Here is a 25,281-nt window from a genome sequence, read left to right on the forward strand (position 1 = left end):
TAGATAGCAACTTGCTATCGATCGTCTTCCCCATCTATCCAATGAGAATTAGTTCAATGACTAAGCCCACTATAAGTGGGAGACGATCAATGTGAAGATTGGTTCTAATGTACCCTCCCTTTGGGGGCAAGCTACCTTAACTATCAGATCAAATATCTATCTGCCCTCTTTAAATTAATCAAATACCTTCGAAGATTCCCATACTCAACTGTTGGTTAATTCAATATATGTTATGTATATTATGGTTTAACTCACGAGCAATCTCTGCTTGTTTGTGGCTTTGTTTCCACATTAACTCAATTTTGCCACGCTCAAATTCAGATAAATGTTTAAATGAACCCATATTCAGACAACTCCTTGTGTAGAAATCTAAATATCAGACAGAGTTAGACTGTTAACCTCTGTTCAAATAACTTGTTTCTTCTCCATAACATAATTAATTAAAGCTACGCCTTGACGTTCAACAACCTGTTTTCTCACAGACTTGTAGCCTCTGTTCTCAAAAAAAGGCTTGGCGGTTATCGAGGAGTGAGTAGTAATTACATCGCTTGTGGTTGCTTCTAATGCGTCACAGAGTGCAGTAGCAATTCCTTCTCCTTGATGGTTTTTATGCACAAACAAACAATCAAGATATCCTGTAGAATCGATATTTCCAAAACCAACTACAACATTTTCTATCTCAGCTAGGAATGTTTGGCTCTCTAACAGTGACTTATTCCAACCCTTAAAGTCAGCCGATCTAGGTGCCCAAACATTAAGCTGAGTCTCAGAGTAGTCACGAATATTGATATTGTGGACAGTATTATAAAACAAACAAACGATTGCTTCACAATCTGATTCACGGTATTTTCTTAACTTCACGAATGTTCCTCCTTGCCGACTTATTATTTTGCTCAGTTATCAACCATCATAATTATACAGGAATATATATTTTCCAACATACATGAAACCCTGATACTAAAAGGCTTTAAAATCAAAAGACATAATTAAAGGGGTTGGTTTAATCTCTGTTGCATTTTATTTTGTATTCTACAACTAAAATACAAAAGGATTATTATACCACACCTCTTCTGCCCCTGATATTTTATGAATAGATTTTGAATGAAGATTAATCGAATAGAAGTAATTGATATTTTTATGGTTGATTGGTAAAGAAGTGTATGAAAAATTGATTAATTTATGAACACTCTTTATAGTATAATTTTTATGAAAAATATTAGATAGCGTGCGCATAAACTTGTAACAAAATCTATGTCCCGTTAAAAAATGAAGATGATGAATTCCAGAATAGTTTATTTTAAGAGTGAGAAACTTAAGCGCTTTTGATTCCTTTTCTATTGTTCATTTCATAGCTCCTTCAATGGCTTAATTAATTATGTTCAATAAGCAGCTGACTATATTTGCCCTTCAAATGACGAGGATGGGGTACTTGAGATATTGGATCAATTGTTTCCAATAGGGTAAATCTTTTTGAAGTTAAATATGATGAACTCAAAAGCCGTCATGGGTAAAATATATCACAGTGAGATGGTTTATTTAGTATGGGATATATAAGGGGCGACGACAATATTGGTTGTAAACCTGAAGCGAATAATCAGGTTAAAATAAGGAAAATAGAACATAGGAGTTAAAGAAAAGGGCCAAATCTCACGAAAAAAGTGTGAATTGGCTCTTTCTTTACTTTAAGTTGTTACAAAAACATCAACTTGGCTGAAAAGTGATAGTTTTTCAGCATCCTCGCGATTTACTCCTGAGGTTTTCTTCATTTTCAGCGGGGGAAGCAGCACTATTTTTATTTTGTATGAAACACTATATATTGTACGTGCTTTCCTTATAACACGAAAAAAACACAAAATATAGTCTTTACTTTAAAAAAAATTCGCCGTACTATGAACAAGGATTCACTCGAAGTCGCATGAATTTTTATGAAGGGATGGATGAAACGATGTTAATGATAGCCGGAACCATCAGTGCGGGAACAACCGTTTTGACCAATCGACTGTCGCGAAAAATGAATTCGCGGCCACTTGATGAAAATGTGGATGATCACGTAGTGTTGCCTTTGTTTTATACGAATCCGTAAAAAAATATACGTTTCTGTTACAGATATTTTTTCTAAATAAACGCTTTTTAGCCAGAAAAGAAGTGCTGGCGCAAGCGGGCAATATTTTGGGTCGGAAGATCGACGAGGACAGTCAGCTTTTTCATCTGAACGCCGACGTGGGACAGGTGAGTCCTGATGAAGTGGTGCAATATGATAATTTGCTGAACACTATGTTAAAAGAGCTGGAACAATTGGCGCCGTAAAAACAGCCGGATCTTTTGGCGATATCAAGGTTTCCTTTGATGTGAGGCTGGAACGGATCAAAAAAGAGGACGGGATTACGAGCAGCTCGCGACGCATCCGGAATGATATGATTATTATCGGCAGGCCAATCAGCGTTATCAGTAGTGGTACGAGCGTTTCGCCTTGTGTCCCAAGCTTCAGATCGACGGCGACCCAAGCAACTTATTTTCCCCCTGATAAACGGGGAAGAGGTATTTTTTAAATCATAGAAGGAGCCGCATATGTTAAATTATTTCAAATTCTTACTGCACCAACTAAAAGGTTGGCCACAACAAAATTATTATCTATTTTTCTTTAGTCTGGGTTGCCAAATCATGACCTTGGTCAATCAACCAATCACTTTTTTGACGGTCATCACTTTTCTGGGAACGACACTTGGGGTTTTATGTATCCTTTCTATCAGCGCCGCCAAGTCAGTCAACGGAATTTTAGGGATCATTTCCGCCCTTTGTTTTATCTATGTGGGTTTTTCCGCCAAAAATTATTTAAGCATCGGCGAACAGATCGCCTATATGATCACCTTAGATATCCCCGTATTGTTAAGCAAGGAATGGAACCACAACATGGCCGCCAAGATCCGCAAGTTCACCGGCAAAGTCTGGTTGTTGGCTATCATCAGTACGGTGGTGGTTTATTTTGTATCCGGCGGATTGATCCAGCGTTTTACCGATGATCCCCGTCCTTGGGTCGATGCTATCGCCTTTTCCATTAGTTTGACCGCCGGTGTCATCAGTTTTCTGCGTTACAACAATCAATATTACTGGTGGTTGGCTTCCGGTTTGGCACAAATGGTTCTATGGTACATTTCTTTCACGCACGGATCCGCCAGTTTGGCGATGTTCGTCAACAGCTCGGTGTATCTGATCAACGATGTTTTGGCCTTCACCGTTTCCCCATGGTACAACCAGAAAGAACGGGAACGGATGCAGAAACAGGAAGACGATTACTATCAATTAAGTCATTGAGCAAAAAGCGCCGCGTCAGAATTTTTTAAGGAAGCACCAGTAAAAACAGACGAACCACTTATTTTTAGCGTAAAATAAAACACAAGAAATGGTGAGTAGTGTACTTCTTGTGTAATAGTACGATTTGGTTTTATTGTTTCGCAAATTGAATGACGCCCAGAATAAAAGGAATAACTATCTAGGATAATCTTTCGGTTTAAATTGTGCTGCTTCTTTTTAATTTTCTAAGGCTATCTATGGGCTTTATCGTGTACAAGAGTCCATTTCTATATAACCAAATGATAAGATTTCAGAGGGCATACACAATGAAATCCTTAAAAGTTACAAGTAGCATATTGACTGGTAAAATAGAATCATTGATTGACGTAAAATTTAGACAAAGCGGGGTGTATGATGGAAGATTTATACCAAGAATTAATCCAGATCATTGAAGAAGAGTTACAAGAAAAAGGAAAAGAGTATACGCTAGGCAAGTTTACTGGCCTTGGTTGGCGGTTTCCGGAAGGCGAAAATGGTGTCCCTAAAATTTCTCTGAAAAAATATGAAAAAACGGTGAACTTATATTTGTTTCCAACAGAAAATGGAGAGCCGTTATTAGCAAAATATGAAAAAGTGTTTAAAAATTCAAATATTGGCAAGGGCTGTTTACGCATCAAAAAACTAGATGAGGAGAAAGCAACGACCATTCGCTTACTGCTGCATAAAAGTTGATATAGACTGTAGTCTTTTTGTAGTTTTTATCATATCTGCAAAAGTATTCATAAATCGTATGCAAAGTATTCGCGAAATATGTTTTTCGATTTTTACTGAGGTATGCAGCATGAAAATAGTTCCATCGAGGGAGCAAAAACCTTTGCGTTTTTACTCCTTTTTTCGTGCTCACTTTTGTGGTATTCCTAGCAGCTCCCTCGTTTAGATCCAGCTGGTTAGTTATATAAATAACGACGGAATATTATCAATATAAAGTCAATGTGTCCTATATCTATTTTTTAACAAAAATCATCACATTTGATAATCAAAACTTGCCAATACACTACGTAAATCGGAAAGTTGGTGCTTAATATTTTCGGGTGTTAACTGGACTTCACCAGAATCGTATTCATCAAGTAGCTCTAACAGGGTTGCTGCCATAATTTTAGCTGTTGAGTGAGGAGAATATAAATTTCCTTGCGTTGCTAGTGACAAATGACTTTCTAAAAATTCTGCTAACCAATCCTTGATCAGCCGATCAACATTTAATTCAGATTGATTAATTCCTCGAAAGGGTTTTATCTCAATAACAAATGCACGAAGTTGTTGTAAATTTTCTAATGTCATTGTTATTTTTGGATTAATTCTCATTTTGTGATAAAAAATTTCAAGTCTAGCAAGAACTAAATCCTCTACTAATGCATACTTATCTGGATAATGGCGATAAAAAGTTGCCTTTCCAATATCTGCTTCGTCCGCTATATCTTGGATGGTAATATCGTGAAAATTTTTTCTTTTCAGTAATGATATGATCGCTGTGTTGATAGCCGCACGCGTTTTTCTTACTCTTCGATCACTATATTCCATAAAAATACCTCCAAAAAAGGTGTATAATTGATTGTTTTGTCAATTATACACCTTTTTTATTATTTAGCAGAGTGTAGCCGATCTAAAGCCAAAGCCATATTATTTCCAAATTCCAACACAAAGTGTTCCCTATGACCAACGACTGCTTCATCTGGTGTTGCGGATGGGAAGTAAAGACCTAATTCAATGCGCATTCCTGTTGGTGTTGCGTAAAATTGGTGCATAGCATACATAGGCATTCTGAAACCATCGTCCAAGACAAATTGAGCTTTTGGCGCTGCAAGACATTCAGGATCTTTTTTAGGTCCTTGTTTTTCTGTAGCAAGTTGTAGTTGGAACCAAGTCGGTTCTTTGTAATGACCAATTGTTTCCATAACCTCTTGCGTATTGCCAATTAAATCAAAAACAAAATGATCTGGTGCCAAATGATAAGCAATGTCTATATTCAATTCATCTGAGCTAGAAGTTACCATTTGTTTAGCAACCAATTCAGGATCAATCCCATCTACTTCGACGGTTACATGACTTAGTTTAAAGTTTTTGTCATCTGATTTTTCTGCAATTTCATGCCACATTTGGCGACTCTTAGCTAATTTATCAGCATACAGATCTAAGATGCCTTGACGGCCAAGTTGCTTTTTGCTTTCGGAACATGCTTGTAATAAATCTAAATCTGATAATGTATAAATCGTGTTAGGATCAAGTTTTTTATTATCAAGGTATAAATTTGCTCCTAATTCTGACATTTCTTGTAATACATGAACGGCACGCTTTGCGGCGATATGTTGAACCTCAGCAAATGAAATGTTTTGTCCATTGGATGTGAGGCGTAAGTCTTTATATTCAGTCATAACAATTACTCCCTATTCGTAAAATTTAATTTCTATCTTTCGATGGCATTAATATATCATCATTTAAATGATAGTTGTGGTTCACTAATAATTTGATCGCCTCTTATGAGACGGTATTGTATATTTTGTCTCGTAACTTTGATAAGAGAATAGAAAGAAAAGGTCAAGAGGCGAACAAGGAACGAATAAATGCGTTTCAAATTTTCTGATAGATATCAGTTATCTCGCTAAGATTGGTAATAAAGAAACCAACCATTAGCTCTTCTGTTATAAATGACTATATTGATATGCGTTATAATTTAAATTTCATGGTAGGGGAATATGAAAACTGATTGAGATCCTTGGTAAAGATGGAAATGTGGACGTACTGCGAATATTCGCTTGATGCTGCATAAAAGATGATAGGAACTGTAGTATTTTTGTTCAAGTTTTTTATTTATCATTTTGCAGCAATCTAAACAGCTCATTACATTAGGCTCAGTTAGCATTTAGTTTATGAATTGATAGATATTCTTTTTATCATTTTTAAGCAGTGGCACCACTAGATAAATCAAAGTAAATGTGAGAGTTACATTATTTAGGAAATTTTAATTGACAAATCTTTGTAGTAAGGAGTATTGTTTTCACCGAAGTGAGTACTCACTCACTTAATGTTGAGAAAGGGGTTAAACATGAACTTATTAGAGGAAATAAAAAAACATACCCAAGAAGATAACAATAAGACAGAAAAGCAAAAGCAGGTAGAGCTTTCAGCCATTCGATTATTTGCCGAACGAGGTTTTTCAAACACTTCAACAAAGGAAATTGCCATGGAAGCACAAGTTTCTGAAGGTCTGATTTTTAAATACTATGGGAAAAAAGAAAATCTGCTTATAAATCTAATACTCCCGATGATTAAAGAAGTCATCCCACAACTATCTACGGAAGTTGAAGAAATAGTGAAAAATCACCTTCCAAAAACTTTTAAAGATTTTTTGCGTGTATTTCTAATTAATCGATTGGACTTTTTATCGGAGAACAGGATGCTATTTAGAGTTATGGTGAAGGAAGTATTCTATAGTGATGAATTACGATCTCAGTTAGCGCCTTATTTTATGGAAAATGTGCCACCTTTACTGAATGAAGTAATTGATCACTACAAAAAGAAAGGAGAATTATCCTCAATTTCTAAAGATCAGATTACCAATAATCTGATCACCCTGCTGGGAGGATTCTTCGTTTCCAGATTCCTACTATTTGAAAATTACGAACCAAAAGAACAAGAGGTTGAACAACTGATTCAGTTTATTATGTATGGGATTGACAGAGGAGATGGATTAAAATGTCAGTAATTGAGATAAAGAATTTGACAAAAGATTTTGGTTTTGGCCGTGGTGTCTTTGATATAAATTTGAAGGTAGAAAAAGGAGAAGTCTATGGCTTTTTAGGACCGAATGGAGCAGGGAAATCTACAACTATCCGCCATATTATGGGATTTACTAAGCCTGATAAAGGAACCATAACGGTAAATGGTCAGGACGCATGGAAAAAATCCGCGAATATTCAAACTAATTTAGGGTATTTACCTGGAGAAATCGCACTTCCTGATCACTTAACGGGAACAGAATTTATTAGGATGATGGCTGATTTACGGGGAATAAAAGATATGCGTCATACTGAATACTTAATAGAAAAATTCCAATTAGATCCCGCTGGGAGCCTTAAGAGAATGTCTTTAGGAATGAAACGGAAATTAGCGGTCGTAGTGGCATTCATGCACAATCCAGAAATTTTAATCTTGGATGAACCAACAAGTGGATTGGATCCTATCATGCAGCAAGTATTCACTGAGTTTATAAAAGAAGAAAAGAGCGAGGAAAGACGATCCTACTTTCTAGTCATATATTTAGTGAAATTGACGCCACTTGCGACAAAATTTCAATGATTAGAGAGGGAAAATTGATATCTAGTTTTGACGCAAATGATTTAAAGCATAAGAAAGAAAAAACATTCAAGTTAGAATTTGCAAACAACGGTTTCTATGAGCACTATGTAAAAGATTGTCCAAAAATTCTTAAAATAGTTCAAAAGCGCCCAGAGCAAGATCAGGTGTTCGTTAGTTTTAATGATGCTGACACCGATACTTTTATCGAATATACTAGCAATTTTACACTAAACTTTTGCTCTGAAATAAAATTTACATTAGAAGACTATTTTATGAGCTTTTACGAAAAAGGAGAAAAGTAAAATGGCATTAATTGAAATAAAAAATCTTACCAAAGACTATGGAGATGGACGAGGAATCTTTCATATCGATTTGTCTATCGAAAAAGGAAAATCATTTGGTTTTGTTGGCACGAATGGAGCTGGGAAAACAACAACAATCCGTCATCTAATGGGTTTTTTAAAACCAAAAGATGGAAAATCAACAATCGCTGGTTTAGATTGCTGGAAAGATTCGGCAGAAATCATGAAGCAGGTTGGGTATATTCCCGGGGAGATTGCTTTTCCAAATGCAAAAACAGGTACCGAATTTTTAGCACGGCAAGCGGAACTTTTAAAGCTAGAAGATTTATCCTACATGCATTATTTAATTGAAAAATTAAGTCTGGATCCAACTGCTAACTTAAAAAGAATGTCGAAGGGGATGAAACAAAAAACTGCAATTGTGGCTGCATTGATGGCAGAACCTGAAATTTTGATATTTGATGAACCTACAACAGGTTTGGATCCACTCATGCGTCAAGCCTTCGTAGAAATAATTGAAGCTGAACGTAAAAAAGGACGAACTATTTTCATGTCCAGTCATATGTTTAGCGAGGTAGAAGAATTATGTGATGAAGTTGCACTGATCAAAGATGGAAAACTCATTGCTATTAAAGGGACTGAAGAAATCAAACACAGCAATATCAAGACCTTTAAAATTGAATTTAATCATTTAGATGATTATCGTAAGTTTCTTAAAGAGGATTTTCAAGTAAGTGTTCAACGAGAAGATCAGAATCAAATGATTATTCAAATTAAAGACGAAGAAATAAATGAATTGTTCAAGGCATTAAAAAGATGTGAAATAAAATTTATGAAAGAAAATAAATATACATTAGAAGATTATTTTAATGATCTCTATAATAAGGGAGATAAGTAAATGTTTAGCAAAGCTATTTTCAAACAAACTATAAAAGCAAATATACAAATGTTAGTAATTATTACTTTAGCCACATCTATTATGTTAGTTGCTATGGTAGCCGTTTTTGATCCATCAACTATCAAATCATTAGGAAACACCTTGGGAAGTACTGGATTGGTTCATACTAGTTCAAATGATCCATTTTTAAGCATGATCGGTTCTACATTCTTTTCAATTCAAGGAACGTTACTTCCAGTTATTTATGTTGTATTAACAGCTAATGGGTTAATCGCTTCTCAAGTTGATAAAGGGTCAATGGCATATCTACTTTCTACACCAACTAAACGTTCGACGGTCATTCGTACGCAAGCTTTATACATGATCACTAGCCTAATTTTTATGTTTGGTATTGTAACACTGGCCGGAGTTTTTGCGATTAATCGGTTCCAAAGTGGAATAGATATTGACATGGGTACATTTTATGAATTAATGTTAGGTCTTTTCTTACTAATGTTTGGAACGAGCGGCATTTCTTTCTTTGCTTCTAGTTTATTCAATCTTTCTAAAAATTCATTGATTCTTGGTGCTGGGTTACCTGTAGCATTTTTCTTGTTACACTTAATGAGTACAATGAGTAGCAGCTTGGAAAACTTAAAATATTTTTCACTAAATACTCTATTTGACGCAACTTCAATAATTAATGGCGACAATATCATGTTAGATTTTACTGCGTTAGCAGCTGTCGGGATTGTTTTATATTTAGCAAGTTTGGTAGTCTTCGATAGAAAAGATCTCCCATTGTAGTTGAGGGAAGCAACTATCTGCGACGTTGGTTTTGTTGATAATTGACTTTAACAACCAAAAAATAACCATCTTATTGATTTGACAGGGAGTTAGTTGGTTAAATATCAAAATTTCACTGTCACTGTCTTATAATAATTCTCCATTAGGGCTATGCGAACGTATGGCTCTTTTTTATTGTATGTAAAGTATGGCAATTGCCCAGATGGCAAAGTTCGTGAGGTTACAACATCAACCAGTTGCTAGAGAAGCACAAGGCGACATCTGTGAGGTTGTGGCTGAAGAAAGCGTGTATAAAACACTCGTCTCGAAAAATAGAAACCTGATATCAAGACAGTGAGGGGGAAGTTCCCATACATATCAAAGCCTTATAGGTGTGCCAAAACCTATCAGGTAAATCATACGAGTAAGAGAAGAACATACTTTGGAAAGTCTCATGAACGATTAAGGAGTTCCCTGTTAAGAAAATCCGTCAAAAAGTTTGCCATGAGAAGGTACCCGAGATGATAGTGGTGAAAGTTTTAAACATGACGGGCTAAGGAATTTAGCATATTTCTACATACGAATGATATAATACTGATGATAGTTTGTGTCACTTGCGTCAAATACCGACAAAATAGACTTCATCGAGTTTCAGAAATACAGCTCAAAAGTCGAGGAGATTTTACATGACTTTAGAGAATAAAATATGTTTAATAAATCAAGTTGAGGTAGCCAAGGCCGAAGATGAACTTAGTAAGAAAAATGAGGAATAAATGGTCGGAGTAATAGAATTTGTCTCGATCTCATTTTAAAGAAAAATCACAAAAAGTTGTAAATTAGCACTTGATCGACAAAGCAGACTACCATTCTGCAAGGACGCACAGTCTATTAGATGATTTAGGCTCTTACAGCATTGAGTAAAATGCCCCGACTGGTATTACGAGAATAAAGGACGTGTATAATGACTGTTAGAAAAATCAAAATAGCAGATTCATTTGATTTAAGAATGACGTTGGATGATTTATACGAAAGTACTACACAAGTTGTATTGGCAAAATGGGCACTTGAATTGATAGAACATATTTTTGACAAACTTGGATATGAAGTAAATGACTATGATGTTGTCGTCAATGGTATTTCAGTGAATCAGGCATGGCAAAATGGTGATGCGCGTATGCACGATGTACGTCAAGCTGGCTTCAAAATACATGAATGTGCAAGAAACAGTGAGGATAAATTATTGTCACTTGCTTTGAGAGTCGCAGGGCAAGCTGTTGGGACAGGGCACATGAAAGAACATGCAATGGTTGCTTCAGATTATGCGATCAAAGTGATAAATGAGAAGTATCCCCATAATAAAGAGTCTGTAATCGAGGAAAGACAATGGCAGATTAAAGCTTTGGAAAATCAAATCCGACAAAACTAATATGGCTTAGGCATTAATGGTTCGTTCATACCAAATAAATATAATAATGTTGTCAATAAAAAATGAACATATCCCATGAAAAATCAATGGTTTTGGATATTTTTGGGACTACTTTCGTTAAAATCAAGTTTACCTTAGCAGTCATAGGGCTTTTTTTCAAAACTGTTTCCTGCTGCTTACTCTCCGGATTTTGAAGGAACTGTTGACGCTGCCTGATTTAAAGCAAATGGAATAAGTGGCGTGATTTATGTTGAGATAAATCACGCCACTTATTCGTTTGTCTAAAAGATGGAACCGCATAATTTGATTGCTACATACCATAAGGATTTTAAACGAAAATCATTGTATTTTTTTTGAATCGATTCAAAAAAACGTTTGCAATATGAAGAAGCTGGTGCTACTATATATTTGAATCGATTCAAAAAAAGTGGAAAGAAGGAAATACAATGTCATTTTCGGACAGAATTTCTAACATGTTGATGCCCTTAGCTTCAAAAATGGCGAATCAGCGCCATCTCGTTGCGATGCGCGATAGTTTTATTGATATAATGCCAATCATTATGGCCAGCTCATTATTTACTTTACTAAATGCAGTTGTATTCACCAATGAAACACTCAATCGATACGTCAATCTTACACAGTTTACTGAAATCGGTAGCATGGTCAATAATGGGACGATGGGGATTATGACCATTTTTGTTACATTTTTGATTGGATACCGTCTTTCAAGTCATTATATCAATGCGGGTATTATCCAGCGGAAAGATTTTAATGAATTACATGCAGGCATCTTAAGTCTGGCGTTAGCATTGATCATGTTTCCGTTGATAAACGAAGTTACACCTGTTGATGCAACTTCTTCTGTTCAAGTATCTGGTGTTTATTTACAAGCCTTGACATCTTCTGGTGGTTTATTTGTTGGGATTATTGCTGCATTATTAGGCACTGAATTATTGTTACTTTTTTCAAAAAATGAGAAATTACGAATAAAGATGCCTGAGGGTGTTCCACCAGCTGTGGCAAATTCATTTAATTCGTTGATTCCGGAAATTTTAGTTATTGTTATTTTTGCTACGTGTACCTTTTTATTCATTCACGTAACAGGACAAACTGTACCAGAGATCATTCAGAGTATTATTTCAACACCTTTGCAATATGCGATGGAGAGCCCGCTGGGGTTAGTGGTGGTACAACTATTTACACAAGTTTTTTGGTTTTTTGGATTACATGGTCAAAATATTGTTTCGTCTGTGACATCACCGCCAATGTTGACAGCTATTCAACAAAATATAGATGCTTTTACAGCGGGAAATCCTGTGCCAAATATAGTGACAAATCCATGGATTGGCATGTACACGTTGTTTGGGGGAACTGGCGCAATATTGCCATTATTGATTGCTATCTTTTTGGTTTCAAAAAGGAAAGATTACAAAGATATTGCCAAAATTAGTTTGTTACCAAGTTTCTTCAATATTTCTGAACCAGTGATGTTTGGTATCCCGGTTGTGATGAATCCATTTTTAGTGATACCATTCATTTGTGTACCTTTAATCAATTTAGGCATTGCTTACCCATTAACAGCATTAGGGTTAGTCGCGAAAAGTGTCGTGATTCCACCATGGATTTTGCCTCCAATCCTAACCACATGGGTCACAACAGCGGGAGATATACCTGCAACTATTTTAACAATTGCATTATTTATATTGGATATTTTCCTTTATATGCCTTTTGTCATGGCAAGCAACAAAGGATTAAAAAAAGAGGTATAATCAGTTATACAAACGTTCAATGAAAGAAGGGAAATCATGGTTACTATTCAAGAAGTGGCAAAAGAGGCGCAGGTTTCTGTTGGTAGTGTCTCTCGCTATTTAAATGGACACAAGTTGAAAGAGCAAAATATGCAAAAAATCAAACAAGCGATTGAAACGCTTGATTATAAAGAAAATCTTTTTGCAAAGGGGCTAAAAAGCAACCAAACATTGTCTATTGGTATCTTGATGAATAATATGCAAAGTGTTTTCTCTTCTACGTTGATCGCACAAATTGAAGAGGAGATGGAGAGCCACAATTATAGTATTTTGTTGAATAGTTACCGCAACAAAATCGATAAAGTTGCTGCCAAAATCGACTTCTTATTAGATCGTAAAGTAGATGGTTTGATTATTTTTGAAGGCGAACCGGAATGGCCCGTCTATGAAAGATTGCAGACTATAGAAATTCCTGTGATCTCAGTAAATACGACGCTCGATTATCCCCATGTTGACTCGATCATCGTCAACAATCGGCAAAGTGCAAAAAACATGATCTCTAAAATTATCGACAGTGGCCATGATCACATGGGTGTGATATCTGTACCGCAAAAATCATCTGTTGCTAGGGATCGTTTGAATGGGACCTTCGATGCGTTTTCCGAAAAAGGTTTAGACGATTCTGATTACCAGATTTTTTATGGAGATTATTCTCAGAAAAGCGGCTATCAAGGGGCAAAAACGCTTATTGATCAGGGGCTGACAACGATTTTTGTGACAAATTATAATATGGCACTCGGCAGCCTTCAATACATGTTTGAGAAAGGATTAAAGCTTGGGGAGGATATCTCTTTTGCTTGTTTTGATTATCCGGGTGTGAGTGATATTTTTTATCCTCGTTTAACAACAGTACGTCAACCTGTACACAAGATGGGAACAGTCACTGTGAATCGGATGTTTGAACGAATCAAAAATCCGACGATTAAAAATGAGATTATTCAACTAGAAAATGAAATACACTGGGGAAATTCAATTAAAGAATGGAAATAAATGATGAAGATTCGTGATGATATTGTTGAAAATAAGCACTCAGAAGAAGAGGCGTATGGTGAGTTAACACCAATCATAAAAGAAAAAATCGAATGGTTCAAAAACCAAAAGCTAGGTGTGATATTCCACTGGGGATTGTATGCAGAGGCAGGTATCGTTGAATCTTGGCAATTGTCTAAAGAAGATGATTGGTCGAGAAAAAAAGGCGCATGGCGTGAGGATTTAGCTGATCTGAGACATGATTATTGGTCGCTGGCGGAGTCATTCAACCCCGTAAAGTTTGATCCAAAATCATGGGCCGCACTTTCTAAAAAAGCTGGGTTTAAATATATGCTTTTTACCAGTAAACACCATGATGGATATGCGATGTATGATACCAAATATAGCGACTACAAAATTACTTCGCAACAGTCCAAATTCCACACCAATCCTAAAGCAGATATTTTGGCATGGGTGAACGAAGCTTTCAGAGAAGAGGGATTATCTGTTGGCACTTATTATTCAAAAGCTGATTGGCATTGCCCTTACTACTGGGAACCGCAATCTGATCCCATTGGTCGATATGCGAGTTATGATCCGTTAGAAAAGCCTGAAAAATGGCAGCAGTTCAATCAATTTGTGGATCATCAACTGACAGAACTTGTTACTGATTATGGCCCAATCGATATTTTATGGTTAGATGGTGGGTGGGTCAACCGCGATAACCATGAATTTTTAGACATGCCAACGATTGTGGAACATATCCGAAATGTGCAACCAGATGTATTGATTGTGGATCGAACGATTGGCGGTCCCTATGAAGATTACGTGACTCCTGAAAGAAAAGTTCCAGAAGTACCACCACGTAAGGCTTGGGAGACCAATATTCCATTAGCGAAAAATTGGGGATATGTCCCAAATGATGTGTATAAATCATTCGAGGAAATTATCGATACATTAGTTGAAGTTGTCGCATTAGGTGGGAATCTGATTTTAGGTGTTGGGCCAAAACCTGATGGTACTTTACCTGAAGAGGCCATTTCACTAATGACCCAATTGGGCGAGTGGCTTGATCTTTTTGGAGAAGGCATATTTAATACGAGACCTATTGCAAACTGGAAAATTGAAAATTGTTATTTGACTGCTAAAGGCAATGATATGTATCTTTTCTACAAAAATACCTATGCATCGCAGCGTATCACGCTAAAGGAGCAACCCCAAAAGGTACAAGCAGCAATATCTGTCAATACGGGTAAAGAAGTAGCTATTGAAAATGAGTGTATCATCTTACCTGATACCAAGGAAAGATATGGTTGTATTAAACTGCTATTGGAGGGAAATAAATGATCGAATTTCCTAAGAACTTTTTATGGGGTGCTGCAGCATCGGCACCGCAAACCGAAGGTCATAGCAATTCAAATGGGAAAAGTCCAAGTACATGGGATAAGTGGTTTGAATTGTGTCCAAATAAATTCCACCAAAGCCAAGGACCAGAAACTACATCAAATGTTTATGAAATGTATCCTCAAGATATCGAACGAATGGCAGAGTTAGGCTTGAATTCCTATCGGACATCTATCGCTTGGACGCGTTTATTGCCAGATGGTTACACGATCAATCAAGAAGCCGTTGATTTTTATCGTGACTATTTTACGACATTAAAGAATCATGGTGTTGAACCAATTATTAATTTGTTTCATTTTGATATGCCTTGGTGGTTGATGGAAAAAGGAGGGTGGGAAACACGAGAGTCGGTAGATGCTTTTTCTACATACGCTGACACTGCTTTTCATTTGTTTGGTGATCTTATCACGAAGTGGACCACATTTAATGAACCAATTGTTCACATTGAATCAGGCTATTTGCAGGGATATCATTATCCAGCTATTGTTGATATTCAAAAAGCGGTTCAAGTGGGTTATCACACATTGATGGCTCATTTTAAGGCAGTTGAAAAGTTTAGGGCTTCTGGAATAAAGGGAGAGATAGGGATTATTCTCAATATATCCCCGGCTTATGCAAGAAGTCATTCTCAAAGTGATTTAGAAGCCAAAAACCTAGCGGATCTTATTTCTAGCAAAAGCTTCTTGGATCCATGTGTATTAGGAGAAATTCCTCAACGATTGATAAAATATTTACAAGAAGCCGGATTGACACCAGAAACACAGCCGGGGGATCGTGAGTTGATTCGCCAGAATCCAGTAGACTTTCTCGGGCTCAATTATTATCAACCATTGCGTGTCAAAGCACCAGAACGGCCAAATTTCCCACCAAAGACAATATCCGATATTTTTGAAGTCTATGATTGGCCAGAAAAAAGAATCAATCCTTATCGAGGATGGGAAATATACCCAGAAGGGATTTATGATGTGGCAAAAATGATTAAGGACGATTATCATAATATTCCATGGTATGTATCTGAAAATGGCATGGGGGTTGCTGATGAGCTGCGCTTTGCTGATGTAACAGGAATGATCCAAGATGATTATCGGATCGATTTTATGAAAGAACATCTTGTACAATTGCACAAGGGCATAAGTGAAGGCAGCAATTGTTTTGGCTACCATACATGGACATTTGTGGATTGCTGGTCTTGGCTCAATGGCTATCGCAATCGATATGGTTTTTATCACGTCGACTTAGCGCATGGATACAAAAGAAGTGTCAAAAAGAGCGGCTTATGGTTTAAGGAAATGATCGGTAACCGCGGATTCTAGATATCATGAATATGTACGGACTTGTATTGATACATGGTATTGGGTTAAACATTTACAAATTCTAGCGTTAGTGGGAAATCTTAGGATTTTTCTCTAACGTTTTTTTGTCATAAGGCTATCCTTCATGCGCAAAGATACCCACTGCAAGAGGCCTTCTTATTCAACAAAAAAGAATGTACCAATGTGTCAGAGGGGTTCATTTTAAGAAAACAATACTGTAAGTATAAGAATAGGTATATGACAAAATCTTTCAATAAAAAAAACGTTCATTGCTGTGGATTATACTATGATGAAGATATTTCATCAAGTTAAGGAAAAGTTATGGAAGCAATCACATCTACAGATGCAAGAAAAAATCCTTGTGGAATCGTCAAGCATAAATTGATAACGCTATGAAATTATAGACAGAGTGATTCATGTGGATCGCCTTTGCTTGGGCAATTTTTGTGGACCGACTCTTTCCCTTATGGGACAAAAAAAGAAAGACAAGCTTTCCGGTTTCGACGCTTATGTAGTTTTTTCAGCGGTATCATGGTATAATAGTTATGTAGTAAAGGGGAGTTGCGCCAACAACTCCCCTCAGACAGCACCGTTTAAAGAACGGTGGCCGTTAATCTAAATAGTTCAAAAAGAAATAGCTAGTCTCCGGCTAAAGTGACGGTTATTTCTTTTTGTCGTTTTTAAGCAACTTGACAATCAGACTGATCAAAGCGAAGGTAAACATACCAAAGCCAAGGATGGTCTGAATTGTTTCGTACGCAGACAAAAGGCGTCTCCTTTCATAAGATATTGGAAGTACGCGCATACGCACCACCTCACTTTCAATGGATAGCCACCGTCATTAAACTTTACTGTCAACGATTATTATATCATAAGAACCAGTCTAAAGCCTTGAAACTAAGGTATTTGGACTGGTTTTTTATTTGTTGTTAAATGGAAAAATCAAAAAAATTTCCTTAATAGCGTAAGCATAAATGAGTCCTTTATATAAATTATTCTCTAAAAGCAGGAAAGATCAGCGACTAAGCTTTGAATCAATCAGGAGAAAATATCTTAGTCAATGACAGCAAAACGAAATATTGCCTGTCCTTTTTAGGATTATTTTATTTCTCAATATAAAAGTGACGCCAATTTTCTTAACTTCTGAAAAGTGAAGGGGTATTATAAATGTATACAGGAAATCGATCTAAATGTTTACGTAGAATGAAGCGCGTCGTTTGAAAGGAAATAACGGATGATCTAGTGATAGTTCGTCAAACGATTTCGAAATGGGCGGAGCATAAACAGGCAGGCTTGAAGTTCGTTTATATCAATTTGTAAGTAGAAATACATGCAACTTTTTTTCTGGCTGAAAGGATCAGACAATTGAAGGAGGGACCACCAATATGAATGGATTGAATGAAAATAAGACTATGTTCTATAGTACCTTTTCAAACGAGATCAAAACAATGCTGCAAGAGGGGAATCGAGTATCAGCGTTTATAGAAATCAATAAAAAGAAATTTCCTCAAGGATTGATTCAAAAATCTGCAGGGACGCCTAATTGTAAGGTTATTTTCAATGATGAGTCAATCGATGTTCTCAAATTAGGAGACAACAATGGATTTATGATGAAAACAAAAGAAGAAAAAATGTTTCATCTTCCTGCAATCGAAGTTGAGTCTATTGAATTAGATATTAAAAAATTGATGAATACCTATGGTGGATCCTATTTATTATATCTAGACATAAAATGTAAGGGCTCTTCTACTTTGTTGAAGTTTGCTACCGACTCCCTAAAACCAATCCCTTTGATTTGGAAAAGCACGGTTCTATCTAAAGTAGAGAAAAAACTAAATAAGCGTTTCTATCCATTAACAACTGTCTCAGATATAGCATGCATACAAGAAAAAATGGAACAATTATCTATCGATGTCCCTTTAGTTACTGAATAACAGTGATTGTTTAATGAAGGGAATAGTGTGTTTTTTTAACTTTACGACAGATTTTTCCGACTTTCCAATAGCCTTTTGAAGAAATTTGTCGTATCAGTTGAATGATAACACGTCTTAAAAGACCTCTGATCGGTAAAGACAGTTGACAAATCATAAAAATCGTCTTAGTATATGCTTGCGCAAGCAATTAGTTTTTGTCTCACTATTTCTTGCTGCATCGAAGGAGGGCTTTTATGGAAAATTCTGTAGAAAGTAATTTAAAATGGTTGGCCAAATTAGCGCGAGACTACCAAAAATCATTGGATCAAGAGTTGTTACCCTTACGACTGAATGCCTCAAATTATTATTTCATCTTGAAGATTTATGATCATGGACATTTGCCTCAAGAAAAACTTGGTACCCTAACTGGTCTTAATGGCAGCAATGTTACAAGAACGGTCCAAAAACTAGTTGATTTAGATTTTGTGATCAAAGAAAAAGAGGCGCAAGATAAAAGAGGGTTTTCATTGCGGTTGACAGAAAAAGGAAAAAAACTTTACCCGCAAATCATCCGTGCGATCGAAGGCGCAAGATCGGCCTTTCTTTCTGTTTTGACAGTTGAAGAACAAGCGTTGTTTGAGGATCTGTTAGGGAAGCTTTCTGACGGCCTATGAAAGGGTGAGGAACATGAGTAACAAGATCGACTTTATCAAGAAATGGCTGCCAATGCCCAGTGACTATGCGTTAGTGAGTGAAGACAGTGAGAGAAGAAACAAACGTAGCGTGACTATTGTACGCTATCAAAAAAATGGTGTTTTTTCACATAATGGACCTAGAATCGTTGAAGTAATCGAAAATAAACATCTAGTGAGTATCAAAAATCTAACAGAAGTGCCGGCTGGCGCGTTATTCAGTAAGAACCAAGCAAAAGAATTAGCTGAAGAAATTTTTGAAGAAACGAATTCCTCCTACGCAAGAGGCCTATCCTATATTCGCATGGAGAATCAGCAAAGATCTTTTTTTGATGCGCAGGGAAAGGAACGGTCATTTCCGGTTCAGTGGATCAAATTTGCACACACGAATGGTAGCTACAATTGGGTCACATTGGGGGGAAATGGCAAAATCATCGAAATGGAGATTGATTCTCACTGGGACTATTTTCATGGACGGCGTAAAACAGAGATGTGGGACAATGATGACTGGGTCTTAGCTAGGTCTGGGAATGGTCCGCAGTTGCCTAGTCCCAATGCCTTGGCTTGAAAGAAAGAAGTGAACGATATGCATGAAGGGCAATATGAACACTATATAGAACAATTGGGTACATTGAGAGATCGCTTGCGTCAATTAGAAGATGTTGACTATATGACTGCTTATTATAAAGGCTATAGTGCTAGCGGAATGACTTTAGAAGAAATCAGAAGGGCGATCATTGAATTAACAGAAGAAATGTCTGAGTTGGAAAGCCGCATGGAAGAGACTTTGTGGTAAACATAAAAATGCCAACCCCGAGAGCTAGATTTTTGGTCTAGCTCTCGGGGTTCTTTATTCTGCTAAATCCAAGGATGCAACTATATCCAACAAGCCTAAATCACTTGGATCTCGATTCGTGTGACATATTCTTCTGGATCATTTGTTTCATGAAAGTCCAAGAGATAAAACTCATAGAACGCACCTGTTGTGTCGATATGATGGCTTTTGAGAAATGTTGTTAAGCATTCTAGGCCATGTGCGCGGTTTTTATAAGTACCACTATAACAAATCGTAGCGTAATCACCTGCGGGTAATGTTGTTGCAAAAGATTGATGGGCTGTATCCGGTAGACAATAAAATACTTGGTGGGAGGTTATCGAATCATTGATGGAGAGAATCGTGCCAAAAACGTTTTGATTGTTTGCATTTAATTCGGCTTCATATTGCTTGTGTAATTTTTTTAGTTCTAAATAAAGATCCTTCCCGGGCGCTGCGGTAGTTTCGCTCAGCAAAATTTTTCTTTCTGGGTATTTTTTGATTTCCACTTCCAGTAGTGGTTGGTTTTCAACCTCGTTGATCAACTCGATCCGTTCAATTAAGAGTGCTTTTCTTTTTTGCAATTGCTTGATTTTTTTTTGAATTTCAGTGCGTTCAAAAGAAAGCATTTCTTTAGTCAATGCACTATTTTTGGTATCTAAATATGCTTTGATTTGTGCTAAAGGGATGTCAAATGACCGCAGATCGCGAATCGTGTTTAAGCGTTCGATATGTTGATACGAATAGTTGCGGTAGCCATTTTCACCATATTCAGGAGTGAGCAGGCCAATTTTTTCATAATAGCGCAGCGTATGCGGGGTAATGTCATAGTTTTGACTGAGTTCTTTAATATTCATTGTCTCCTCCTAGTGGTTCTCCTAAGCAAAGTATACGATGCTGTGGGATATGTTGCCACTTTTTTTGGCACAATAGTTGATTCTAGATGGAATATTTTGGATAAAGATCTAAGAAATCATGCATCTTGACTGTAACTTTTGGTTTGAAAAGGAAGCCATATTTGAGGGGTTGACATTAGAGTCACTCTAACCTTTATGCTTAATATAAATCATCAAAACTATTGGAGGAACAATCATGAACAACTGGCACAATCTGTCATGTACAGAAGTAGAAAAGAAGACAAGTGAGACAATTATCACACCAACAAAAAGAAAAGAATGGCAAGACCGATACGGAAAGAATCGTCTGCAAGAAACAGAAGGTGTGCCGGAATGGAAAAAATTCCTTTTCTATTTCCATGATCCACTTATGTATGTCTTGTTAGCGGCTTCGCTGCTGAAACTAGTCACAGGAAGTTATTTAGAAGGTGTTATTGTGATGTTGGTCGTCGTCTTGAATGCCGTCATTGGTTACTATCAAGAACGTAAAGCGGATGAATCATTGAATGGCATCACAGAATTATTAAGTGCGCAAGCAACTATTGAAGGAAGCAACGGCAAAGAAACAATTCCTACCGAAGAGTTGGTCGTCGGTGATCGGGTGTATCTAAAACCTGGTGATGTCATTCCCGCAGATTTACGATTGCTTGCTTGTAACCAATTGAAAATAGATGAAGCTGTGTTGACCGGTGAGGCTGAGGCCATCGTGAAAGATACTGCTTCATTGCCAGCAAATACAAATTTAGCGGATCGATTGAACATGGCTTATTCAGGGACACAGGTTCAAGAAGGAACTGGCGTTGGGCTTGTTGTGGCAATTGGGGCAGACACTGAAATTGGGCAAATCAATGAATCATTGGCTTCCATTGAAGTGAAGGAAACACCTCTCTTGACGAAGGTCAATGAAATGAATCACAGTATTTTTAAAGGTATTGGGTTAGGGATCGTGATGATCAGCCTCATTTGTTTCTTTGTGTATGATATGTCTATTTCCTATATTCTTACTGCAATCATTGCATTGATCGTTTCGTCGATTCCAGAAGGGCTGCCATCGATTTTGACCATTATTTTGTCAACAGGTGTCCATACGATGTCTAAACAAAAGGCCATTGTTAAAGCTTTGCCCACGGTAGAAACTTTAGGTTCCATGACAGTCATTTGTTCTGATAAAACCGGCACATTGACCAAAAATGACATGACGTTAACAACGATTCGTGTGCATCATACAGAATATGAAGTATCGAAATTAAACGAGAAAACGATCCAATCAACCACTATACAGACATTGGCTGAAATCATGCAAAACTGCCAAGAAACCCAAGCTTATCAAGATGAAAAATGTCCTGTCACGGGAAATGCTACTGAGTTGGCTTTACTAAAGTGGACCAATCACCAACATATTGCAAAATACAAAAATGAGCGCGTGTTGCCCTTTGATTCAACGTATAAATATATGGTTACTGCGCATCGCATCAATGGAAGATATCGTTTGTTTGTCAAAGGTGCACCTGATGTTCTTTTGACTAAAGCTGCGTACCAGCAGACTGAAACTGGTATTGTGCCTATAGCGCAAGAAACTTGGGAAGAAACCAATCGCTCATTTGCTTCAGCTGGACAACGTGTCTTGGCCTTTGCCTATAAAGATGTCGATTCTCATGCGTCCCTTGATCATGCGTTGATCAATGAACTTGTTTTTGTTGGATTGGCAGGAATCATTGATCCGCCAAAGGAGTCGGCGATGCAAGCGGTCAAAGAATGCCAAACTGCGGGGATTCGCGTAGCGATGATCACTGGGGACCATCCAACAACGGCCAAAGCGATCGCCAAACAATTAGGTATTCAAAACAATGAACAAGCCATCACAGGAGATGAATTAGATCGTCTCTCCGAAGAAGAGTGGCAAGCAGTTGTATCGAAGGTAAATATTTACGCGCGAACCACGCCAGCCCATAAATTAGCCATTGTTTCTCATCTGCAAGCCCAAGGGGAAATTGTCGGTATGACAGGCGACGGTGTCAACGATGCGCCTGCTTTGAGAAAAGCCGATGTTGGGATCGCGATGGGCATCAAGGGCAGCGATGTAAGCAAACAAGCAGCTGATATGGTGCTAGTAGATGACAACTTTGGCACGATCGCGGCTGCGGTCAAAGAAGGCCGACGTATTTTTGATAATTTGAAAAAAACGATTCTCTTCTATCTGCCCACTTGTTTGGCCCAAGGATTATTGTTGATTGTTTCCCTCTTAGGCAACTTTCCTTTGCCCCTAACGACTGTCCAGATTTTATGGTTGAACCTTGTTGCGTCAATCACATTGTCCTATGCATTAGGGTTTGAACCGGCAGAGAAAAATGTCATGAATCGTCCGCCAAGAGATATGAATGAGCGCATCATTTCGTGGTATACGTTGTTTCGGATTGTTTATGTTGGCGCCTTGATCACGCTATTTGGTTTCTTGACAATGAATTTCTTTGCGGATGAAGCCGTCAAACAAACGGTTCTGATCAATGCGATCGTATTGGGACAGGCATTTTATATGATCAATTGTCGGGATATCTTTGCTTCAAGTTTCACCAATAAACTTTCGACAAATAAAGCATTGATCTATTCATTGGCGGTTATGGCAGTATTGCAGTTGCTGATGATCTATTCACCTATGCAACATTTGGTTCAGACAGCTGCATTAAGCCCAATCGAGCTGATGATAAGTATCGGACCAGCTTTTGCTTTGTTCTTAGTTGTTGAATTAGAAAAATGGGTCACCCGGCGCTTTTCTTGGTACCACGCTTCTTTGGAAACAGTTTGATTTTTGTAATGAACGTGATTGCTTTGTTATCACGCTACCGTCGAATATTTAATGCCAAATGGGCGTATAGGGATAAATCAAGTTTTGATAATAAAGTCAAAAGCGTTGTATCAAGAATCGCTTGGAAAAGAAGTGATGTTGAGGTTTGAAGATGAGGGTGGCCTATCAATGATTCAAAAGCTATATCGAATTGTGTCGTGAAAAAGGTGCGAAGAAGCTATAACAGTCTATTGAAGTAATACAAATAGAGCAATACTTATAGACGCTCAAAAAAAATATCGGCTTAAGACTTTTTTGAAGTTTTCGAGTCGATATTTTTTATTATAGAATGCTATTTACAAATTCGCTTCAGTCATTTCTTGTTTGTATTTGTTTACTCGATTGCATAAAGACAGTAACTGTACCACATCTCAAAAAGTGAGTCATTCGCTCCTGCGATAAACTACTAAAAATAATTAAGCGGGTTCAAGATCTCCAAAAATAAGTCAAGAAATCCTTCTTTGAAGCCTTGAGAGAAAGATTCTTTTTTTATGGTTGATCTATACAATCCCATCAAAGTAGCTACAATCAGACAAAGTACTACATAGAACACAAGAAATAACAAAACGCCGACAAAAATTTCTTTCAGTTTATCCATATACGTCAGCCTCCAGTTTTATTTTGATCAAAGTATATCATGAAGGAATAGCTGAGACATGACAATATTACAAGAATGAACGAGGCCATATTATTTAAACAGCGTAAAAAGACACTTCCGAATCTCAGGATCAGGAAGTGTCTTTTCTTTGGCTACAATTTTTCTATGAAGAATGGCCGAAATGATTGTAATATTGGGTTTATAGCCAGTATCAGCGACCGTTAGTCACGACTAAATATTGCGCAACGATCTTCTAGAACGCGTAGACAATCAGAGAGATGCCAATGATCATAAAATAAAAGCCAACCAAAAAAGCCAATGTCAATGCAGAGCTGATAGGATTGAACAGAAGCATGATCCCTAATAAAATACCTAGAATATTGACGATTACATGGAACCAGTAATAACCACTGCTGCGTTCTTTATAGACACCAGCAGTGACCAAGGCTGCAATCGAATCCACAAGAAACCATCCAGCAAATACAAAAGGCAATGCAACCAAGCCTGCTGAAATATTGAATAGTAGCAGAATTCCGACCAATAGATCAAATATTCCGAGAACAATGAGCATGGTTGATTTTTGGTTCGTGTACTCGTGCAATTTACGCCGAACGAATAATTCAAAAATTCCTTTCAAAATTGCTGTAATAGCGAACACATAAACAATAGTGACTAAACTACTTGTTGGGTCTCGAAACGATATCAATGAAACAAAAATAAAGAGAATCCCGAGAATAAAATATGCCCAATTAAAACCTGTATTTTCCTTCACAATAATCACCTCCAAAATAAGTGTAACACTTATGCTAGATGATGAAAAATGATAGCATTCGGAATATGTTGCTTCTAAGAAGTATTGACAGATGGTTCATTTCATCGTAAAGTTTAATTGATAATGATTCTCATTATCTCTTTGTTCTGGTATCATAGCCACGAATGTTCTTGCATCGATCGAAGGAAGAGAAATGAGGCGTTGCACGTGTGCTGAAGGTAGCCG

General features: G+C 37.1%; 24 protein-coding genes and 1 pseudogene. 18 read left to right on the top strand and 7 right to left on the bottom strand.

Going from position 1 to position 25,281, the window contains the following annotated elements:
* Window positions 1-405: 405 nt before the first annotated feature.
* Complete coding sequence (locus tag IGI41_RS04525) at window positions 406-861, bottom strand: GNAT family N-acetyltransferase (protein ID WP_430611643.1); 456 nt, start codon at window positions 859-861, stop codon at window positions 406-408.
* 1,072 nt (window positions 862-1,933) lie between these two features.
* Between IGI41_RS04525 and IGI41_RS04530 the strand changes: the two are divergent.
* The 3 genes and pseudogenes from IGI41_RS04530 to IGI41_RS04540 all read left to right on the top strand — a co-directional run.
* A pseudogene (locus IGI41_RS04530) lies at window positions 1,934-2,449 on the top strand (deoxynucleoside kinase); the annotation flags it as partial.
* Between the two features lie 119 nt (window positions 2,450-2,568).
* The gene (gene pnuC / locus IGI41_RS04535) at window positions 2,569-3,312 is read left to right on the top strand and encodes a nicotinamide riboside transporter PnuC (RefSeq protein WP_430611645.1); all 744 of its coding nucleotides are present in this window, start codon (window positions 2,569-2,571) and stop codon (window positions 3,310-3,312) included.
* Between the two features lie 393 nt (window positions 3,313-3,705).
* Window positions 3,706-4,023, top strand: coding sequence for a hypothetical protein (locus IGI41_RS04540; protein ID WP_430611647.1), 318 nt, complete (start codon window positions 3,706-3,708; stop codon window positions 4,021-4,023).
* Between the two features lie 291 nt (window positions 4,024-4,314).
* Here IGI41_RS04540 and IGI41_RS04545 read toward each other — a convergent pair whose 3' ends face one another.
* Together IGI41_RS04545 and IGI41_RS04550 are read right to left on the bottom strand one after the other, a co-directional pair.
* Complete coding sequence (locus IGI41_RS04545) at window positions 4,315-4,869, bottom strand: TetR/AcrR family transcriptional regulator (protein ID WP_430611649.1); 555 nt, start codon at window positions 4,867-4,869, stop codon at window positions 4,315-4,317.
* 59 nt (window positions 4,870-4,928) lie between these two features.
* Entirely contained in the window at window positions 4,929-5,720 is a 792-nt protein-coding gene (locus tag IGI41_RS04550) for a hypothetical protein (protein ID WP_430611651.1), read from the bottom strand.
* Between the two features lie 671 nt (window positions 5,721-6,391).
* Between IGI41_RS04550 and IGI41_RS04555 the strand changes: the two genes are divergently transcribed.
* The 10 genes from IGI41_RS04555 to IGI41_RS04600 all read left to right on the top strand — a co-directional run bounded on the left by IGI41_RS04555 (window position 6,392) and on the right by IGI41_RS04600 (window position 16,529).
* Window positions 6,392-7,051 (top strand): TetR/AcrR family transcriptional regulator, encoded by a 660-nt coding sequence (locus IGI41_RS04555; protein WP_430611653.1) that lies wholly within the window; start codon window positions 6,392-6,394, stop codon window positions 7,049-7,051.
* Complete coding sequence (locus tag IGI41_RS04560) at window positions 7,042-7,644, top strand: ABC transporter ATP-binding protein (protein ID WP_430611655.1); 603 nt, start codon at window positions 7,042-7,044, stop codon at window positions 7,642-7,644. The genes IGI41_RS04555 and IGI41_RS04560 overlap by 10 nt, the downstream gene beginning before the upstream one ends.
* Window positions 7,641-7,946 carry a hypothetical protein gene (locus tag IGI41_RS04565; protein ID WP_430611657.1) on the top strand — a complete coding sequence of 102 codons (306 nt, stop codon included), beginning with the start codon at window positions 7,641-7,643 and terminating at the stop codon, window positions 7,944-7,946. Before IGI41_RS04560 ends, IGI41_RS04565 begins: the two co-directional genes overlap by 4 nt.
* Window position 7,947: 1 nt before the next feature.
* Window positions 7,948-8,844: an ABC transporter ATP-binding protein gene (locus IGI41_RS04570; protein WP_430611659.1), complete on the top strand. Its 897-nt coding sequence runs from the start codon at window positions 7,948-7,950 to the stop codon at window positions 8,842-8,844.
* A complete protein-coding gene (locus IGI41_RS04575) occupies window positions 8,845-9,630 on the top strand; it encodes an ABC transporter permease subunit (protein WP_430611661.1) in 786 nt (261 codons plus the stop codon).
* A gap of 940 nt (window positions 9,631-10,570) precedes the next feature.
* A complete protein-coding gene (locus IGI41_RS04580; RefSeq protein ID WP_430611663.1) occupies window positions 10,571-11,035 on the top strand; it encodes a putative immunity protein in 465 nt (154 codons plus the stop codon).
* 473 nt (window positions 11,036-11,508) lie between these two features.
* Complete coding sequence (locus tag IGI41_RS04585; protein ID WP_430611665.1) at window positions 11,509-12,804, top strand: PTS sugar transporter subunit IIC; 1,296 nt, start codon at window positions 11,509-11,511, stop codon at window positions 12,802-12,804.
* 36 nt (window positions 12,805-12,840) lie between these two features.
* A complete protein-coding gene (locus tag IGI41_RS04590) occupies window positions 12,841-13,833 on the top strand; it encodes a LacI family DNA-binding transcriptional regulator (protein WP_430611667.1) in 993 nt (330 codons plus the stop codon).
* Window positions 13,834-15,159 (top strand): alpha-L-fucosidase, encoded by a 1,326-nt coding sequence (locus tag IGI41_RS04595; protein ID WP_430611669.1) that lies wholly within the window; start codon window positions 13,834-13,836, stop codon window positions 15,157-15,159.
* Window positions 15,156-16,529 carry a glycoside hydrolase family 1 protein gene (locus IGI41_RS04600; protein WP_430611671.1) on the top strand — a complete coding sequence of 458 codons (1,374 nt, stop codon included), beginning with the start codon at window positions 15,156-15,158 and terminating at the stop codon, window positions 16,527-16,529. The genes IGI41_RS04595 and IGI41_RS04600 overlap by 4 nt, the downstream gene beginning before the upstream one ends.
* Window positions 16,530-17,190: 661 nt before the next feature.
* On the opposite strand, the gene pepG1 is transcribed toward IGI41_RS04600, so the two are convergent.
* On the bottom strand, window positions 17,191-17,334 hold the full coding sequence (pepG1, locus tag IGI41_RS04605; protein ID WP_430611673.1) for a type I toxin-antitoxin system toxin PepG1: 144 nt from the start codon (window positions 17,332-17,334) through the stop codon (window positions 17,191-17,193).
* A gap of 580 nt (window positions 17,335-17,914) precedes the next feature.
* Here pepG1 and IGI41_RS04610 point away from each other — a divergent pair.
* From IGI41_RS04610 to IGI41_RS04625, 4 genes are all read left to right on the top strand, one after another.
* Window positions 17,915-18,463, top strand: a complete 549-nt coding sequence (locus tag IGI41_RS04610) for a hypothetical protein (protein ID WP_430611675.1) — start codon at window positions 17,915-17,917, stop codon at window positions 18,461-18,463.
* Window positions 18,464-18,696: 233 nt separating this feature from the next.
* Window positions 18,697-19,116 carry a MarR family winged helix-turn-helix transcriptional regulator gene (locus IGI41_RS04615; protein ID WP_430611677.1) on the top strand — a complete coding sequence of 140 codons (420 nt, stop codon included), beginning with the start codon at window positions 18,697-18,699 and terminating at the stop codon, window positions 19,114-19,116.
* A 13-nt stretch (window positions 19,117-19,129) separates the two neighbouring features.
* On the top strand, window positions 19,130-19,702 hold the full coding sequence (locus IGI41_RS04620; RefSeq protein ID WP_430611679.1) for a hypothetical protein: 573 nt from the start codon (window positions 19,130-19,132) through the stop codon (window positions 19,700-19,702).
* An 18-nt stretch (window positions 19,703-19,720) separates the two neighbouring features.
* Window positions 19,721-19,930: a hypothetical protein gene (locus IGI41_RS04625; RefSeq protein WP_430611680.1), complete on the top strand. Its 210-nt coding sequence runs from the start codon at window positions 19,721-19,723 to the stop codon at window positions 19,928-19,930.
* A gap of 95 nt (window positions 19,931-20,025) precedes the next feature.
* Here the strand turns inward: IGI41_RS04625 and IGI41_RS04630 are convergent, their stop codons facing one another.
* On the bottom strand, window positions 20,026-20,805 hold the full coding sequence (locus IGI41_RS04630; RefSeq protein ID WP_430611682.1) for a MerR family transcriptional regulator: 780 nt from the start codon (window positions 20,803-20,805) through the stop codon (window positions 20,026-20,028).
* Window positions 20,806-21,040: 235 nt separating this feature from the next.
* Between IGI41_RS04630 and IGI41_RS04635 the strand changes: the two genes are divergently transcribed.
* Window positions 21,041-23,647, top strand: a complete 2,607-nt coding sequence (locus IGI41_RS04635) for a cation-translocating P-type ATPase (protein ID WP_430611684.1) — start codon at window positions 21,041-21,043, stop codon at window positions 23,645-23,647.
* 445 nt (window positions 23,648-24,092) lie between these two features.
* On the opposite strand, the gene IGI41_RS04640 is transcribed toward IGI41_RS04635, so the two are convergent.
* Window positions 24,093-24,284 carry a hypothetical protein gene (locus IGI41_RS04640; RefSeq protein WP_430611686.1) on the bottom strand — a complete coding sequence of 64 codons (192 nt, stop codon included), beginning with the start codon at window positions 24,282-24,284 and terminating at the stop codon, window positions 24,093-24,095.
* Window positions 24,285-24,537: 253 nt separating this feature from the next.
* Window positions 24,538-25,056: an HdeD family acid-resistance protein gene (locus tag IGI41_RS04645; RefSeq protein ID WP_430611688.1), complete on the bottom strand. Its 519-nt coding sequence runs from the start codon at window positions 25,054-25,056 to the stop codon at window positions 24,538-24,540.
* Window positions 25,057-25,281: the final 225 nt, after the last annotated feature.

It is taken from the genome of Enterococcus sp. DIV0876, assembly GCF_050529585.1.
Classification (GTDB): Bacteria; Bacillota; Bacilli; order Lactobacillales; family Enterococcaceae; genus Enterococcus_D.